This window comes from Luteibacter mycovicinus (assembly GCF_000745235.1).
Classification (GTDB): domain Bacteria; phylum Pseudomonadota; class Gammaproteobacteria; order Xanthomonadales; family Rhodanobacteraceae; genus Luteibacter; species Luteibacter mycovicinus.
The window spans coordinates 812,529-827,799 of sequence record NZ_JQNL01000001.1 but is presented as its reverse complement, the minus strand read 5'-3'; the positions used below and the strand labels follow the sequence as shown (position 1 = coordinate 827,799).

Annotated in this window: 16 protein-coding genes; 9 read left to right on the top strand and 7 right to left on the bottom strand. The window is 65.1% G+C overall.

Going from position 1 to position 15,271, the window contains the following annotated elements:
• Nucleotides 1-9: 9 nt before the first annotated feature.
• From FA85_RS03790 to FA85_RS03745, 9 genes are all read left to right on the top strand, one after another.
• Nucleotides 10-1,107 carry an acetylornithine deacetylase gene (locus FA85_RS03790; RefSeq protein WP_036111770.1) on the top strand — a complete coding sequence of 366 codons (1,098 nt, stop codon included), beginning with the start codon at nt 10-12 and terminating at the stop codon, nt 1,105-1,107.
• On the top strand, nt 1,097-2,413 hold the full coding sequence (locus FA85_RS03785; RefSeq protein WP_036111773.1) for an acetylglutamate kinase: 1,317 nt from the start codon (nt 1,097-1,099) through the stop codon (nt 2,411-2,413). The genes FA85_RS03790 and FA85_RS03785 overlap by 11 nt, the downstream gene beginning before the upstream one ends.
• A gap of 6 nt (nt 2,414-2,419) precedes the next feature.
• A complete protein-coding gene (gene argC, locus FA85_RS03780) occupies nt 2,420-3,367 on the top strand; it encodes an N-acetyl-gamma-glutamyl-phosphate reductase (protein WP_036111775.1) in 948 nt (315 codons plus the stop codon).
• 10 nt (nt 3,368-3,377) lie between these two features.
• On the top strand, nt 3,378-4,670 hold the full coding sequence (locus FA85_RS03775; protein ID WP_036111778.1) for an argininosuccinate lyase: 1,293 nt from the start codon (nt 3,378-3,380) through the stop codon (nt 4,668-4,670).
• A gap of 113 nt (nt 4,671-4,783) precedes the next feature.
• The gene (gene proB / locus FA85_RS03770) at nt 4,784-5,899 is read left to right on the top strand and encodes a glutamate 5-kinase (protein ID WP_036111780.1); all 1,116 of its coding nucleotides are present in this window, start codon (nt 4,784-4,786) and stop codon (nt 5,897-5,899) included.
• 11 nt (nt 5,900-5,910) lie between these two features.
• The gene (locus tag FA85_RS03765; protein ID WP_036111782.1) at nt 5,911-7,176 is read left to right on the top strand and encodes a glutamate-5-semialdehyde dehydrogenase; all 1,266 of its coding nucleotides are present in this window, start codon (nt 5,911-5,913) and stop codon (nt 7,174-7,176) included.
• Nucleotides 7,177-7,607: 431 nt separating this feature from the next.
• Nucleotides 7,608-7,964 carry a hypothetical protein gene (locus FA85_RS03755; protein WP_036111787.1) on the top strand — a complete coding sequence of 119 codons (357 nt, stop codon included), beginning with the start codon at nt 7,608-7,610 and terminating at the stop codon, nt 7,962-7,964.
• A 73-nt stretch (nt 7,965-8,037) separates the two neighbouring features.
• Nucleotides 8,038-8,376 (top strand): hypothetical protein, encoded by a 339-nt coding sequence (locus FA85_RS03750; protein WP_036111789.1) that lies wholly within the window; start codon nt 8,038-8,040, stop codon nt 8,374-8,376.
• 2 nt (nt 8,377-8,378) lie between these two features.
• Nucleotides 8,379-8,687: a hypothetical protein gene (locus FA85_RS03745; protein ID WP_036111792.1), complete on the top strand. Its 309-nt coding sequence runs from the start codon at nt 8,379-8,381 to the stop codon at nt 8,685-8,687.
• A 19-nt stretch (nt 8,688-8,706) separates the two neighbouring features.
• Here FA85_RS03745 and FA85_RS03740 read toward each other — a convergent pair whose 3' ends face one another.
• The 7 genes from FA85_RS03740 to efpL all read right to left on the bottom strand — a co-directional run bounded on the left by FA85_RS03740 (nt 8,707) and on the right by efpL (nt 15,258).
• The gene (locus FA85_RS03740) at nt 8,707-9,408 is read right to left on the bottom strand and encodes a hypothetical protein (RefSeq protein ID WP_036111795.1); all 702 of its coding nucleotides are present in this window, start codon (nt 9,406-9,408) and stop codon (nt 8,707-8,709) included.
• Nucleotides 9,405-10,685, bottom strand: a complete 1,281-nt coding sequence (gene kynU / locus FA85_RS03735) for a kynureninase (protein ID WP_036111799.1) — start codon at nt 10,683-10,685, stop codon at nt 9,405-9,407. Before kynU ends, FA85_RS03740 begins: the two co-directional genes overlap by 4 nt.
• 18 nt (nt 10,686-10,703) lie before the next feature.
• Nucleotides 10,704-11,201 (bottom strand): hypothetical protein, encoded by a 498-nt coding sequence (locus FA85_RS03730; protein ID WP_156108695.1) that lies wholly within the window; start codon nt 11,199-11,201, stop codon nt 10,704-10,706.
• A gap of 100 nt (nt 11,202-11,301) precedes the next feature.
• A complete protein-coding gene (locus FA85_RS03725; protein ID WP_036111806.1) occupies nt 11,302-12,327 on the bottom strand; it encodes an amidohydrolase family protein in 1,026 nt (341 codons plus the stop codon).
• A 183-nt stretch (nt 12,328-12,510) separates the two neighbouring features.
• A complete protein-coding gene (locus tag FA85_RS03720) occupies nt 12,511-13,962 on the bottom strand; it encodes an FUSC family protein (protein WP_343122864.1) in 1,452 nt (483 codons plus the stop codon).
• Nucleotides 13,959-14,579, bottom strand: a complete 621-nt coding sequence (locus tag FA85_RS22650) for an FUSC family membrane protein (protein WP_343122863.1) — start codon at nt 14,577-14,579, stop codon at nt 13,959-13,961. Before FA85_RS22650 ends, FA85_RS03720 begins: the two co-directional genes overlap by 4 nt.
• 115 nt (nt 14,580-14,694) lie before the next feature.
• Complete coding sequence (gene efpL / locus FA85_RS03715; RefSeq protein ID WP_036111810.1) at nt 14,695-15,258, bottom strand: elongation factor P-like protein EfpL; 564 nt, start codon at nt 15,256-15,258, stop codon at nt 14,695-14,697.
• Nucleotides 15,259-15,271 lie beyond the last annotated feature (13 nt).

Here is a 15,271-nt window from a genome sequence, read left to right as displayed (position 1 = left end):
TCCAGGCTCATGGAAAAGCTTCTCGAAGACACCCTGACCCATCTGCGTGCGCTGGTCGGTTTCGACACGCGCAATCCGCCACGAACCATCGGTACCGATGGCATCTTCGACTACCTGCGCGCGAACCTTCCCGGGTTCGACGTGCAGGTGACGGATTTCGGCGCCGGTGCCGTCAATCTGTACGCCGTGCGCGGTAAGCCAAAGTACCTGTTCAACGTACACATGGACACCGTGCCGGATTCCCCGCACTGGACCGCCAACCCGCACGAACTGCGGGTGACGGAAGACCGTGCGATCGGCCTCGGCGCCTGCGACATCAAGGGTGCAGCGGCGGCGCTGGTCGCCGTCGCCAACGCGACGCAGGGCGACATGGCGTTGCTGCTGTCGACCGACGAAGAGGCCAACGACGCGCGTTGCATCGATGGGTTTCTCAAGACGCCGCGCGACTACGAGGCGATCATCGTCGCCGAGCCGACCAGGGGTGAGGCGGTGCTGGCGCATCGCGGCATCCACTCGGTGCAGATGCGTTTCCTTGGCCGGGCAGGGCATGCCTCGGGTGAGCAGAAGCCGTCGGACAGCGCGTTGCACCAGGCGATTCGCTGGGGCGCGGCTGCGCTCGATCACGTGCAGGCCCTGTCGCATGAGCGTTTCGGTGGTCTAACCGGTCTGCGCTTCAACATCGGCAAGGTCGAAGGCGGGATCAAGGCCAACATGGTCGCGCCCACCGCGGATGTCCGTTTCGGCTTCCGTCCGCTGCCGTCGATGGACGCGGATCAGCTGCTGGAGACGTTCCGCACGCTGGTCGAGCCGGCACCGGTCGAGTACGGCGAAACCTTCCGTGGCGATTCGCTGCCGGCGGGCGACACCGCCACGGCGGAGACGCGTCGCCTTGCCGCGCGCGACCTCGCCGATGAACTCGGCATCCCGGTGGGCAACGCCGTGGACTTCTGGACCGAGGCGGCCCTGTTTTCCAAGGCGGGCTACAACACCTTCGTGTACGGCCCCGGTGACATCGCTCAGGCGCACAGCGCCGACGAGTGGGTCCTCCTCGAACAACTGGCGGATTACGCCAGGACCATCCATCGGATCGTCGACAGTGGAATCTAACAAGCACACCCGCAAGACCATCGTGCGACTGCTGTCCTCGATGGGCAGCGCGCGCGAAATTCAGCAATACCTCAAGCGCTTCTCGCAGCTCGACGCCGCGCGCTTCGCCGTGGTCAAGGTCGGCGGCGCCGTGCTGCGCGACGACCTGCCGGCACTGACCTCGTCGCTATCTTTCCTGCAGCAGGTCGGCCTGACGCCCATCGTGCTGCACGGCGCGGGTCCGCAGCTGGACGAAGAGCTCTCGGCCGCCGGTATCGAGAAGAAGACGGTGAACGGCCTGCGCGTGACCTCGCCGGAAGCCCTGGCGATCGTCCGCAAGGTGTTCCAGGCACAGAACCTGCGTCTGGTCGAAGCCCTGCAGGAAGCCGATACGCGTGCCACGTCGGTGCCCTCGGGCGTGTTCACCGCCGAATTCCTCGATCAGGAAGTCTTCGGTCTCGTCGGCCGCGTGCGCGAAATCAACCTCGCGCCGATCGAAGCCAGCCTGCGCGCCGGATCGATCCCGGTCATCGCCAGCCTCGGCGAAACCGACTCGGGTCAGATCCTCAACATCAACGCCGACTTCGCCGCGAACGAACTCGTCCGCGTGCTGCAGCCGTACAAGATCGTGTTCCTTACCGGCACGGGCGGTCTGCTCGATGGCGACGGCAAGGTCATCGACTCGATCAACCTGTCGACCGAGTACGACCAGCTGCTCAAGCAGCCGTGGCTGCATTCGGGCATGCGCCTGAAAATCGAGCAGATCAAGGATCTGCTGGACGACCTGCCGCTGACCTCGTCGGTCTCGATCACGCGTCCTTCGGAACTGGCCAAGGAGCTGTTCACTCACAAGGGTTCGGGCACGCTCGTTCGTCGCGGCGAGCGCGTGCTGCGGTTCGATTCGTGGGGAGGTGTCGACAAGGAGCGCCTGCGTGAGCTGATCGAGTCCAGCTTCGGTCGCAAGACCGTGCCGGACTACTTCGACCGTACCGATCTCTACCGGTTGTACGTGTCGGAGAACTATCGCGCCGCGATGGTGCTAACGCAGGAAGAAGGTTTCGCGTACCTCGACAAGTTCGCCGTGCTGGACGACGCCCAGGGCGAAGGCCTCGGGCGTGCGGTGTGGCAGGTGATGCGCGACGAGAATCCGAAACTGTTCTGGCGTTCGCGCCACGGCAATGTCATCAATCATTTCTATTACGCGGAGTCGGACGGCTGCTACAAGCAGTCGCTCTGGAAGGTGTTCTGGTACGGCCTGGACAACTTCGCGGATATCGAACGCTGCGTCACGCATAGCGCGTCGCGCGTTCCCACCCTGCAGGACTGAGCGGTCATGGCAAGCAAGACCATCGGCATCGTCGGCGCACGTGGACACACGGGCGCCGAACTGATCAAACTCATCGCCGGTCATCCGGACCTGGAACTGGCGTTCGTTTCGTCGCGTGAGCTCGACGGCCAGCGACTGGCCGATCACAGCGACGCGTACAGCGGCGACCTGACGTACAGCAACCTCGATCCGTCCGCCGTGGCGGAGCAGGGTGCCGACGTCGTGATCCTCGCCTTGCCCAACGGCAAGGCGGCACCGTACGTCGAGGCGATCGACAAGGCGGCCGGATCGACGGTGATCGTTGACCTCTCGGCCGATTACCGCTTCGACGAGCGCTGGTACTACGGCCTGCCCGAGCTCTATCGCGATCGCTGGCGCGGCGAGAAGCGCATCAGCAATCCGGGCTGCTATGCCACGGCCATCCAGGTGTCGATCGCACCGATCAAGGACCTGCTGGCCGCGCCGCCGGTGTCGTTCGGTGTATCCGGTTACTCGGGCGCGGGCACGACGCCGTCGGACCGCAACGATCCCGAAAAGCTGCGCGACAACCTCATGCCGTATTCCCTCACCGGGCATATGCACGAGAAGGAAGCCAGCCGTCATCTGGGCATGCCGGTGGAATTCATGCCGCATGTCGCGCCGCATTTCCGTGGCCTGACGGTGACCACGAATCTCTATCTGGCCAAGCAGGCGAAGCGCGAGGACATTGTCCGTCGCTTTGAAGCCCGCTTCGAGAAAGAGAAGCTCATCCATGTCGTGGACGAAGCGCCGTGGGTCAGCCAGATCGCCAACCAGCATCATCTGGACGTGGGTGGCTTCGCGCTGTCCGTGGACGGTCGTCGCGTGGTGGTTGTCGCTACGCTGGACAACCTGCTTAAGGGCGCGGCCACCCAGGCCATGCAGAACGTCAACCGTGCGCTCGGCTTCGACGAGCTGACCGCCATCCCGCTTTAAGGACCTGACGATGACCCAGCCGCTCTGGCAGAAATCCGGTATTCAGGTCGACGCGAAAATCATGCGTTTCCTCGCCGGGAACGACGTGGTGCTCGACCGCGAATTCTTCCTGCACGACATCACCGCCAGCAAGGCGCACGTCGAAGGCCTCGCCAATATCGGCGTGGTGTCCATCGATGAGCGCGACGCGCTGTTGCGCGAACTCGATGCGCTGGCCGCTGACTTTTCGGCCGGTGCGTTCGTGCTCGACGATCGCTTCGAAGATGGCCACTCGGCGATCGAAGCGCGTCTCACCGAGCGTCTCGGCGATGCCGGTCGTCGCGTGCACACGGGGCGTAGCCGCAACGACCAGATCCTCGTGGCGACGCGTCTGTGGCTGAAGGAAAAGCTTTCGACGCTCGAGACGCTGTGCCGCGAGATTGCCGGGGTCTGCCTGCAGCGTGCGGCCAGCGACGCATTGCCGATGCCGGGCTACACGCACATTCAGCGTGCCGTCGTGTCCTCGACGGGCATGTGGTTCGCGGCGTTCGCCGAGGCCTTCATCGACAACACGCTGCGTGCGCGCCAGGCGCTCGAGCTGATCGATGCGAATCCGCTCGGTACGGCCGCGGGCTATGGCGTCAATATCCCACTCGACCGTGCGCATACGACAGCGGCACTCGGCTTCTCGCGTATGCAGGTATCGCCGATCTACGCGCAGCTGTCGCGCGGCAAGTTCGAGATGGCGGCGCTGGATGCCGTCGGTACCGCGCTGCTCGATACGCGTCGTCTGGCGTGGGATCTCTCGTTGTTCACCACGGCCGAATTCGACTTCGTGAAGCTGCCGGCGGAGTACACCACCGGTTCGTCGATCATGCCGAACAAGCGCAACCCGGACGTCGTCGAGTTGCTCCGCGCGAGCTACGCCAGTGTCGCCGCCGCGCGCACCGAGATCGAGCAGCTGCTGTCGCTGCCGTCGGGTTATCAGCGCGATCTGCAGTTCTCGAAGGGTTCGCTGTTCCATGGCTTCTCCATGGGTCTCGGTGCGCTTGAACTGCTGCCTGACATGCTCGCCCGTTTCGAGTGGAAGGCCGAGAAGATGCGCGCCGCCATCGAGCCGGCGATGTATGCCACGGACGTGGCGATCGAGCAGGCCGTCGCGGGCGTGCCGTTCCGTGACGCGTACCGTGCGGCGGCGGAGACGGCGGCCTCGGCGGGTGAGGGGCGTTCGCCGGAGTCGAGCCTGGCTGCTCGTACATCGCCGGGATCGGGCCACGATCTGATGCTGGATACGTTGCGGGCCAGGCTCACAGCCCTGACCTGACCATCGCCGGCAAGGCTGGCTCCTACACGAGTGCGGACACCGTAATGCTTCCGCTCCTGTAGGAGCCAGCCCTGCTGGCGACCCCAGATGCACGAAAGCCAGGGGTAACACCAATGCACTTCACGCCCCAACCGCTCCCAGACTGGCACCGAGCCGTCCTCAAAGTCGGCAGCAGCCTCCTCACTACCGCCACAGGCGCCCTGACCGACGAACACGCCGATGGCCTCGCCGCCTTCGTCCGCGCGAGCCGCAGCGCCGGCCGTGAAGTCATCATCGTTTCCTCGGGCGCCGTCGCCGCCGGCAGGGGCTTCGCCGCCCCCGAGCGCGCCGCCGGCCTCACCGGTCGCCAGGCCCTCGCCGCGCTCGGCCAGACCCGTCTCATCGCCCTCTGGCAGAGCTTCTTCGACTCCCCGGTCGCCCAGGTGCTGCTCACCCACGACGACCTCCGCAACCGACGTCGCTACCTCAACGCACGCTCGACCCTGCGCGAACTACTCGCACTGGGCGCGATCCCGGTCATCAACGAAAACGACACCGTCGCCGTCGACGAACTGAAGCTCGGCGACAACGACAACCTTGCCGCCATCGTCGCGGCGCTGGTCGATGCCGACGTTCTGTTCATCGCCTCGGATATCGGGGGCCTCTATACGGCCAATCCGCGTACCGATCCGCAGGCACGGCCCCTCGATACCGTCGATGTCGTCACGCCCGAACATCTGGCCAGCGCGGGCGGGGCGGGCACCGCCGCCGGCACGGGCGGCATGCGCACGAAGCTCGAAGCGGCAAGCAAGGCGGCCGCCGCGGGTATCGAAACCGTACTGTTCGACGGTCGCGACAGCGCCTGCGTCGCCCGGTTGGGCGAGGGCAGCCTGACCGGCACGCGCCTCAAGGCCCCCAGCACGCGCCTCGCCGCCCGTAAGTACTGGCTCCGACACGCGCCGCCGGCAGGCCGCATCGTCGTCGACGACGGCGCCGCCAACGCGGTGCGCGGCAAGGGTGCCTCGCTGCTTCCCGGCGGCGTGTCGGCGGCCGAAGGCGACTTCGCCCGCGGCGACGTCATCGAGATCGCCGATGGCGACGCCGTCTTCGCACGAGGCATCGCGCAATACGCCGCCGTCGACGTCCGCCGGATAGCGCGCCGTCATACGCGCGATATCGAGGCGGCGCTGGGCTACAGTTATGGCGAAAACGTCGTCCACCGCGACGACCTGGTCGTCCTTCCCGAATAAACGAGGCCACGATGACGGTTACCCTGCGCGAACGTGCCCTGGCCTGCCGCGACGCATCGACGGCCGTGTCCTCTCTCGATACAGCGGCGAAGCAACGCCTGCTGCGTGCCATGGCCGACGCGCTGGATGCCGACGTCTCCGCCGTGCTCGAAGCGAACGCCGTCGACATGGCGGCAGCGCGCGATAACGGCACGAGCGCCGCCATGCTCGACCGCCTTCGTCTGGACGACGCGCGTGTCGCTACGATCGCCAACGCCATCCGTGAGGTAGCCACGTTGCCGGATCCGGTAGGCATCGTCACACGGCGCGATGTCCGGCCCAATGGCATCGAAGTGGAGCGTGTGCGTATCCCGCTCGGCGTCATCGCGATGATCTACGAGGCGCGTCCGAACGTGACCGCCGATGCGGCTGCGTTGTGTCTGATGGCTGGGAATGCCGTGATCCTGCGTGGAGGTTCCGATGCTATGCATTCGAACGTTGCCATCGCGACGGCTTTGCGTCGTGCGATGCGTGAGCAAGGCGTGCCCGAAGCGGCGTTGACGCTGATCGACGATCCGCGCCGCGACACGATGGTCGAGTTGCTGCAGCTGGTCGATATCGTCGATCTAGCCATTCCTCGCGGCGGGGAGGGGTTGATTCGCTTTGTCACTGAACATGCGCGCGTGCCGGTGATCAAACACTACAAGGGTGTCTGCCACCTCTACGTGGATCGTGACGCCGATCATGATCTCGCGTTGCGCCTGCTGATCGACGGCAAGACCAGTCGTCCGGGTGTGTGCAATGCGCTCGAGACGTTGCTTGTTCATCGGGATGCTTCAGCCGCCTTTCTTCCACGGGCCATTGCACGCCTGCGAGAACTTGGGGTCGACGTGCGCGGTGATGAAGGGACGCGTGCGCTGGTCGGTGATGTGACGCTCGCGAGTGAAGATGACTATGCGGCGGAGTTTCTCGATCTCGTGATCGCGGTGCGCGTGGTCCACGACATCGACGTGGCGATTGCTCATATTCGGCGGTTTGGTTCTGACCATACTGAGGTCATCGCGACGCGTGACGCGGCTACTGCGGATCGGTTCATCCGCGCGATCCGCTCCGCCGTGGTCATGGTGAATGCCTCATCGCGCTTCAGCGATGGCGGTGAACTGGGTCTTGGCACTGAAATCGGGATATCGACGACGCGACTGCATGCCTACGGGCCCATGGGCGCCGAGTCGCTGACGGTGGAACGCTTCGTCGTGCGTGGCGACGGTCAGGTGCGTCATCCTCATCCTGCTAAATGATCGCCAGGACACGAGCTCTGTCCGTACAGTCAGAAGCGACCAATGCAGAATTTTCTATGGATTGTCTTGTGGCTTCCCATGATTGCGTTGGGTCACACGTTGTCGACCATCCTGTTCAAAACAGGGTCACCGGCAAGCTATGCGTTTTTCATGGTGTGGCCCTTTGCGAATTTTTATCTCGCTTACAAACTTTGCAAGAAAGGTGACGATGTCCTGGTTATTCGACTAATTTCCTTTTTCCTGACAGAGTTGGCGATCCTTGCTGTTGTGCTTCTCTACTTTGGCTAGGTCCACCTGATTGCTGTCAACCTGTCGCACAGAGAAATCAGGCGCGAGCAAGTGCGGTAGATACTGTTGAAGGCGCTCTCATGAATCCTGCCGAATCGTTGCTCGTCGCCGTATTGTCGTAGCTTTACAGATGGAGGCTATCAGTGGGTGCCGGTGAAAATAGAAGCATTGCACCCGCGATCGCTGCACTGCTCGGCGCATTGGTAGTCCATTACCTTGGCTACGCCTATCGCTTCATGTGGTATCTCGATAACGCCAACTTCGCCAAGCTGGTGTCGGCATACGCGGTCTTTCTTGCGGCAATTATCTTTGCCTTCGTGGTCGTTCCGAGGTGGTGGGTCATGGGGCCGCTTGCGCTGGCCGCCATGTTCGCACCGGCCCTCGTGGGAGTGCACTATGTGCTGCCGATCGGGGCAGCCTTTGTCTTGGTTGCCGTCGTGTGCGCGTCTCTCTTTGCGGGTGTCGCCGTATTGAGGTCTCGTGGACGAAATGCCCCCTAACGGGTCGGCTTTTGCAGGCTTCAGGTTGGTGCCAGAGACTTAGAGCGTGTATGGGAAGCGGAGGAATCGAGCCATGGTCAGAATCCTCTCGTTCCTACCCCTCGGAGCATCGATCGGTGTACTGATCTTTCAGATGTTCTCTTTCACGACCACCACTGAGCAAGTCATGGGATCGATTGCGGGTATTGCCGCGTATGGCTTCGTTGCGAGGGTCGCACGCCGGCCGTCCGCCTCGATGGGGTGGTCGTTTGCCGGGGTCGTTGTCATTGGTGTATTTCTCGGCCTGCTTCCGCCGCGCCTCCGCCTTGGCGGGGATGTCGATGCGTTCGTGCTGTTTTATCCCGTGGTGCATGCCGCGTTGCTTACGGGCTTCCTCACGCTTTACCGGTGCCGCTTCGCCAGCAAGAGGTAATCATGAGTTATCAACTCGTTCTTCAGTGGTGGCAACCGAACCTTCCGAGCTTCGATGAATTGCTTGCGATCGAAGAGGCGCTTATTGAAGTGATTGGGCAAGGTGGCGATGTGGACGGCCACGATGTCGGCGCATCGGAATGCAATATCTTTATCGAGACGGAAAATCCCGAAGCGTGTTTCGAGAAAGTCCGCGCCCGCTTCGACACCGCTCCCTGGTTTGCCGACCTGTATGTGGGCTATCGGAGGATGGACTCCGACGTATTCACGCCGGTATGGCCTGAATCGATGCCCTCATTCTCGGTCTCTTGACGCCTTCAGAGATGTCCGCTCAGGCTGGCCGCGCGAGCCCCGTGCGGATTTGCTCGGCGACGTGGATCATCGCGTACCACGCGCGTTCGATCGCGTCCGCGAGCGCATCCCGATCCAGCGCGACGGTTTCGCTTCGGCCGCCTTCGTCCGGTTCGTACTCGATCAACACCCGGTTCCCGTCGATCCAGGCCTGGTTTCCTGCAAGGAAGAGAGGATCCTCAAAACCTCCCGTCCCCGGCTCGGGTGGCATCGCGAACGGCGTGCGGCCATCGCGCGGCGCGTGACGAAGTAGCTCGATCACCCGCTCGTAAGACCCGTCCTCATCATCGAGTTCGAAATCCACGGCGTCCATCGCGGGACCTGCATACAGCTCAACCGAGCCCATGAAGATCACATGCGTGGCGTAGCCATCGAGACGGGCACGCGGATTCTTCAGCACGTCGCGTAACGCGGCCACGTAGCGCGATGTGACCTCCGGATGCTCACGCAGCCACACACTGCTGACATCCTCAACCGCCGTAACGTGCCCATCGGTTCTTGCTTCGACACCACGATGCGACACGGTCGCCGGGCGATCGGGCAGGGCCACAGGCAGTCCGCCAGCCTTGAGGCCGAACATCACGCGGCCCGGCGCGGTCCGCAGCCAGTGCGTAACGGCCTGCACGACGAACCCGTCGCCGCGTTCGCTATAGGGCGCGGGAAACAGCTCCTGCGTGCTCATGCCTGCGCCCCGCGCCAGGCTTCGATCGCCTCGACGGCGCCGAAACAATCAGCAAAGCGGTTGTAGAGCGGCGTCGGCGAAAGGCGGATCACATCGGGCTCGCGCCAGTCGCCGATCACGCCATGCTGCTCCAGATGAGCGAACAGCGCGCGCCCCGCATCGCGACCGGCGCGCACGCGGATCGACAACTGCGCGCCACGTTGTAGCGGATCGTTGGGCGTGACGATATCCAGTGCGTCGTCGAGCCGCGTGCGGATCAGCCAGTCGAGATAGCCGGTAAGGCGGCGGCTCTTCGCCACGAGAGAAGGCATGCCAGCCTGGGTAAAGATATCGAGCGACGCACGTAACGGAGCCAGCGCGAGGATCGGCGGATTGGAAAGCTGCCAGCCATCCGCACCGGGCGTCGGCACGAACTCCGGACCCATCTGAAACCGCGTGCTCTTGTCGTGGCCCCACCAGCCGGCGAAGCGCGGCACGTCGGCGCGCGCGTGACGGTCGTGCACGAAACAACCGGCAACGGCACCGGGACCCGCATTGAGGTACTTGTACGTGCACCACACCGCGAAGTCCGCGCCGCTGTCGTGCAGCGCGAGGGGCAGGTTGCCGACGGCGTGGGCGAGGTCGAAGCCGACCAGGCAGCCCTGCGCATGGCCGAGGCGGACGATCTCCGCCAGGTCGAACACTTGTCCGGTGCGGTATTGCACGCCCGGCAGCATGATCAGCGCCAGGCGATGGCCGTGTTCGGCGATGGCCCGTTCGATGGCAGCCATCGACAACGTGCCGCCCGGACCGTCCGGCTGAAGTTCGATCAGATCGGTCGCCGGATCGAAGCCATGGAAACGCACCTGCGACTCGAGGGCATAACGGTCGGTGGGAAAGGCGCCGGCTTCCATCAGGATGGCCGGGCGCTCGGCGGTCGGGCGGTAGAAGCTGACCATCATCAGGTGCAGGTTCACGCCCAGCGTGTTCATCGCCACCACTTCGTGCGGCTCGGCGCCGACGACCAGCGCCATCGCGTCCCGGACGTACTCGTGGTAGTGCATCCATGGTGAGCGGCCGCGGAAGTGGGCCTCCACCGCGAGGTCGGACCAGTCAGCCAGTTCGGCTTCGATCGCCGCGCGCACGCTCGTCGGTTGCAGGCCGAGCGAGTTACCGCAGAAATACAGGCTGTCACGGCCCTCGTGCGGCGGGATGTGGAATGCGTTGCGGAACGCGCGCAGCGGATCCACGGCGTCCTGAGCTTCGGCCCATGCGCGCGTCGCTTCGAAACCGGTCATACATAGAGCCTTGCGAAATCAGGAGGGCATGCGGGCCGCCAGATCCGCGCAGCCCTTGTCGAACGCCGCGCTCCACTTCGCGTCACCGCCGGGGCGGATGCAGCGCAGCTGGATCGCATACCCGCCACTGTAGAAATAACGCTCGTAGTAGTCGAGCGTTACCGTACCTTCCTTGGCCTTGTAGACGTTTTCGGTCGGGCTGTTCGCCTTGCCGGCCGCGTATTCCGTCAGGCCCGAAGCGCGGCTGCGCATGTTGCCGGAGAACTGCTGGAAGCCGTTGAGATTGGGCACTTTCTGCAGCGTGACGGATACGCGGGCGAGGGTGGCATTGGCCGCGTTGGCGCCCGGTACCTGAAAGATCTGCGTTTCCGTTTCGCCCTGCGACTGCATGATCGGCACCCAGTTGTCGGGCACCGGGAAGCGGATCGCGCCATCGGCCATGGAAATATCGGCAGCGCCAGCGACAGGGCTGGCCAGCAGAAGGCCGAGCACAAAGGCATGCACAGAGCGGTTCACGATTCGGATTCCCCTGGTCCAGCGGCGGTGCCGCGCTATCCCGCCATTTTTGCACAGTGCCGGTGCGCTTATGACGAGGGCCGCTGTGCGCTGCGTCACGTCACGCCACGGCGGCGACCGCCTGGAAGCGGGACAGCGGCACGCCGAGCCATTCCAGCGCCGTACCGTGGAACAGGCGCGCCCGTTCGGTGTCGCCGAGGCCAAGGGCGTCGATACCGCTGCCGGGTTCCTGCTCTCCCAGGGGGAACGGGTAGTCCGTGCCGAGCATGACGCGGTCCGTGCCTGCGGTTGCCAGCAGATAGCGGAGTGCCGCGTCGTCGTGCACGCAGGAATCGAAGAACAGACGGGAGAGGTATTCGCGCGGGTTTCGCGCGTTGTCGGTCGCGACAAGGTCCGGGCGCATGCGGAAGCCGTGCTCGATACGACCGATGGAGTAGGGAAAGCTGCCGCCACCGTGCGCCAGCATTACCCTTAACGCGGGCAGTCGTTCGAGCACTCCGCCGAAGATCAGGGCGCAGGCCGCGCGCGCCTGCTCGGCCGGCATGCCGACCAGCCAGGGCAGCCAGTACTTGGGCATGCTCTCGCTGCCCATCATGTCCCAGGGGTGCACCAGCACGGCGGCGCCGAGGTCGGCGGCGGCCTCGAAAAACGGGAACAGTTCCGGGGCGTCGAGATTCCAGGCGTTGCAGTGCGAGCCGATCTGCACGCCCTGAAGGCCGAGTTCATCGATGCAGCGTTCGAGTTCACGTACCGCCAGGTCGGGCGCTTGCAGGGGGACGGTACCGATGCCGGCGTAGTGGCGACGATGGGTTTCGCACACGCGTGCCATGTCGTCGTTCAGGTGGGTATGCAGCTCCAGCGCCTGATGCCCCTTGGCCCAGTACGAAAACATCACCGGCACGGTGGAGACGACCTGCACACCGACGCCGAAGCGGGCGTAGTCGGCGATGCGTACCTCGGGGTCGAAAGCCGAGTCCCAGACTTCGCGGAAGAATTTGCCGTCTTTGTAGATGCGGTGGTGGCCGCTGCTATGGGTCATGACCGGGAAACGGTCATCGCCGTAGCGGGCCGCCAGATCGGGCCAGTCACGAGGCAGGATATGCGCGTGCGTGTCGATCTTGAGCATGGCCCGAGTGTATCCCCGCCGCAGGCCCGGGGCTTCTGGCGGTGCAACAACGGTGCCGCGCTGCCGCGCGGTAGGAGCGCGCCCTGCGCGCGAAAAGCCTATGGAGCGGCGACGCGGAAAGGGGAGGCGTTGCCCGCTGTAGGCTTTTCGCGCGCAGGGCGCGCTCCTACAGGCGGTGTGGGGTCAGGCGGGCGTCACCGACCGTCTCGTCACCACGTGCGCGATCGTATCCACGTTGTCGGTCAGGCGGTCGGTCAGGCGCTCCACCGCCTCGGCCAGCTCGCGATCGGTCGACCGCGCCAGCGACGCCATCAAGCCGCGCTGGTGGTCGCGTAGCAACGGCGGTACGGCGATGCCTTCGGTCCGGGTGAGTGCCTCAGCCTGGGCCCGCAACGCGACCGCCGCCTCGTGAATGAACGGTCCCACGTGCGTCCATGCCTGAGGCACCTCATCGACATCGATCAACGACTCCAGCGCCATCGCCGTGCGGGCTAGGCGGTTGCCGTTGGCGAACAGGGTCTCCGCGAGCTCGAGGAGGATGGCCGGCGTGCCCGGTTCGGCGCGCATGCGGTCGACCGAGGCCTGCGCGTTGGTCCGCGCCGTACGCGTGGCGGTGCGTACCTCGTGTCGCGTGCGACGGTCGGCCGGCGCGACCAGGGCATCGAGGTAATCCGCGTACGCGCAGAGCATCGTGGACAGGGCGTTGCGTGCCTGATGGCGTTCCCACGACGGCCATAGCAGATACGCCAGCAGGGCGAGCCCGCTGCCCAGCGCCGTGTTGAGCACGCGGTCGGTCATGGCCGCGTTCGGGTCCACGCCCTCGAACGACAGCAGGACGACGACCGTGCCGGTCAGTGCGGCGACGGCGATACCGTAGTGCGCCACGGCGAGGTAACGGAAGGCGACGCACAGCACGCCCATCACGGCCAGGTGCGCCCACGGCACGTCGGGCGTCAGGCGCAGCACGAAGGTCGTCAGCAACAGGCCGAGCACGGTACCGACCACGCGTAACAAACCGAAATTGAACGTGGCGGCGAAGTCGGGGCGCAGCACGATCGCCGCCGTCATCGGCAGCCAGTAACCGTGGGGCAGGGCGAAGTAGCGCGAGAGCGCGAAGGCGAGGGTGAGGACGACGGCGCAGCGCACCGCGTGGCGGAACGCGACCGAGCCAGGCGTCAGGTTGGCGCGAAGGGTGGACAGCGCGGAGCTGCTGCGCAGCGTTTCGGGCAGCGCGGTTTCGGCGCGCTGGGCGCGTTCTTCACCGCGCGAGCCGGCCCAGTTCGTGTTGCGGACGACGGCCGCCAGCTGACCGGACAGGGCGCGGATATGACCGCTCAGGCCCATGCCACTGGAGCCGGCAAGCAACGCGCGCTCGCTGGCCTGCAAGGTGGCCAGCGCACGCTCGGCCCGCTGCGGCGGTTCGGCGGCGTCGAGTGCGTCGGCCGTCGCATCGAGCACGCGCGCGGCATCGGCGCGGAACATCTCGCTCATGCCGTCCTTCCGTGTGTCGAGCTCGGCCATGGCGATCAGTTCGAGACGCAGTCGTTCGGCCAGTTCGAGCAACACGCGGAACGCTTCCATGGCGCGGCCACGCGCGTGATGACGGCCGAGCAGGGTGATCTGCAACGTGTTCATCGCGTCGGCGAGGCCGGGGCTTCGCCATCCTTCTGCGGCTTGCGTGCGAGATCCGCCAGCCCGCGGTAGACGACCGCGAGCGCCAGGCGCTCCGGGCGATAACGTTGCAGCGGCCACGCCGCGACCGAGAAGGCGGCCAGCAGCATGCCGCCGGCAAAGATGAGGGCGCCACCGCTCAGGGCGTCGACCAGCCCTTTCGGCGTCGCCGCCGTAATCACGAGCAGCAGCATGCTGGTCATGCCCACGCGCGCGATATCGGGGCCGAACACCACGAGCATGCCGCCGAAGAAACCGCAGACCAGGCAGGCGACGCACATCGGCAGGATCCAGTCGCCGATAAGGAACCCGACGAGCGATGCGGCACCGGCGGCCAGCGCGGCGAGAAACAAACGGCTGAGTCGCTGCTGATAGGGCCCGGGCTGGTCGGAGAACATCGTGTCGAGCGCGCCGGCCGCGATGCCGAGGCCGATCTGCGGATAGCCCAGCAAAATGCCGAGCGCCATCGGCAGCACCACGGCCGCGGTATTGCGCAGGGCGACGCGCACGGGCACGTCGGGTCGCTTCGTCCGGATCAGCGTGTCGATGACGCTGGCGCGAAGCGAGTAGCCGTTGTTCATGGGGTGGGTTTGCTCATCCGTTGAGCGGGCGATTGTGCCGCAGCCTTGCTGACTGGACGGCGAGCGAAAACGCGGAACGGCATCGATACCGCGCGATGCCGCTCCGCGACGCGCATTAAGCGCGGCCGGCGAATTCGCCGGTCAGCGTGTTGACGGTGACCTTTTCGCCCGTCGTGATGTACTCGGGCACCTGGACCTCGATGCCGGTCTGCAGCGTGGCGGGCTTCGACCGCTTGGTCGCGCTGGCGCCCTTCATTTCCGGGGCGGTGTCCGTGACGGTCAGCACGACCGACGTGGGCACCTGCAGGCCGACCGGTGCATCGTCGATCACCTGGATGTAGTAACCCTCGAGGTCCTCCACGACGTAGCCGGCGTTGTCGCCGACCACGCTCGCGTCCAGCGTGTACTGGGTGTAGTCCTCGTCGTCCATGAAGACGAACGCGTCGCCGTCCATGTACGAGAACTTCGCCTGGCGGCGCTCGAGGGCGACTTCCTTGATTTCGTCATCGGCGCGCACGCTGAGATCGAACTTGCGGTTGCCCGGGATCGAGTACAGGGTGAAACGATAGGTGACGTTGCCGCCGCGCGCGGAAGGCGCGCTGCGTTCGATATCGCGGACCTGGTAGACGGTGCCGTCGTTCTCGACGACGTTACCCTTTTTGACTTCGGATGCTTTCATGGCGTTCGGTGTC

Bases quoted from the DNA above. Each gene is read 5' to 3' on its own strand.
- FA85_RS22650 (WP_343122863.1), bottom strand. From the start codon at position 14,579: ATGAACAACGGCTACTCGCTTCGCGCCAGCGTCATCGACACGCTGATC.
- FA85_RS03750 (WP_036111789.1), top strand. From the start codon at position 8,038: ATGGTCAGAATCCTCTCGTTCCTACCCCTCGGAGCATCGATCGGTGTA.
- FA85_RS03775 (WP_036111778.1), top strand. From the start codon at position 3,378: ATGACCCAGCCGCTCTGGCAGAAATCCGGTATTCAGGTCGACGCGAAA.
- FA85_RS03745 (WP_036111792.1), top strand. From the start codon at position 8,379: ATGAGTTATCAACTCGTTCTTCAGTGGTGGCAACCGAACCTTCCGAGC.
- kynU (WP_036111799.1), bottom strand. From the start codon at position 10,685: ATGACCGGTTTCGAAGCGACGCGCGCATGGGCCGAAGCTCAGGACGCC.
- FA85_RS03765 (WP_036111782.1), top strand. From the start codon at position 5,911: ATGACGGTTACCCTGCGCGAACGTGCCCTGGCCTGCCGCGACGCATCG.
- FA85_RS03790 (WP_036111770.1), top strand. From the start codon at position 10: ATGGAAAAGCTTCTCGAAGACACCCTGACCCATCTGCGTGCGCTGGTC.
- argC (WP_036111775.1), top strand. From the start codon at position 2,420: ATGGCAAGCAAGACCATCGGCATCGTCGGCGCACGTGGACACACGGGC.
- proB (WP_036111780.1), top strand. From the start codon at position 4,784: ATGCACTTCACGCCCCAACCGCTCCCAGACTGGCACCGAGCCGTCCTC.
- FA85_RS03740 (WP_036111795.1), bottom strand. From the start codon at position 9,408: ATGAGCACGCAGGAGCTGTTTCCCGCGCCCTATAGCGAACGCGGCGAC.
- FA85_RS03725 (WP_036111806.1), bottom strand. From the start codon at position 12,327: ATGCTCAAGATCGACACGCACGCGCATATCCTGCCTCGTGACTGGCCC.
- efpL (WP_036111810.1), bottom strand. From the start codon at position 15,258: ATGAAAGCATCCGAAGTCAAAAAGGGTAACGTCGTCGAGAACGACGGC.
- FA85_RS03720 (WP_343122864.1), bottom strand. From the start codon at position 13,962: ATGAACACGTTGCAGATCACCCTGCTCGGCCGTCATCACGCGCGTGGC.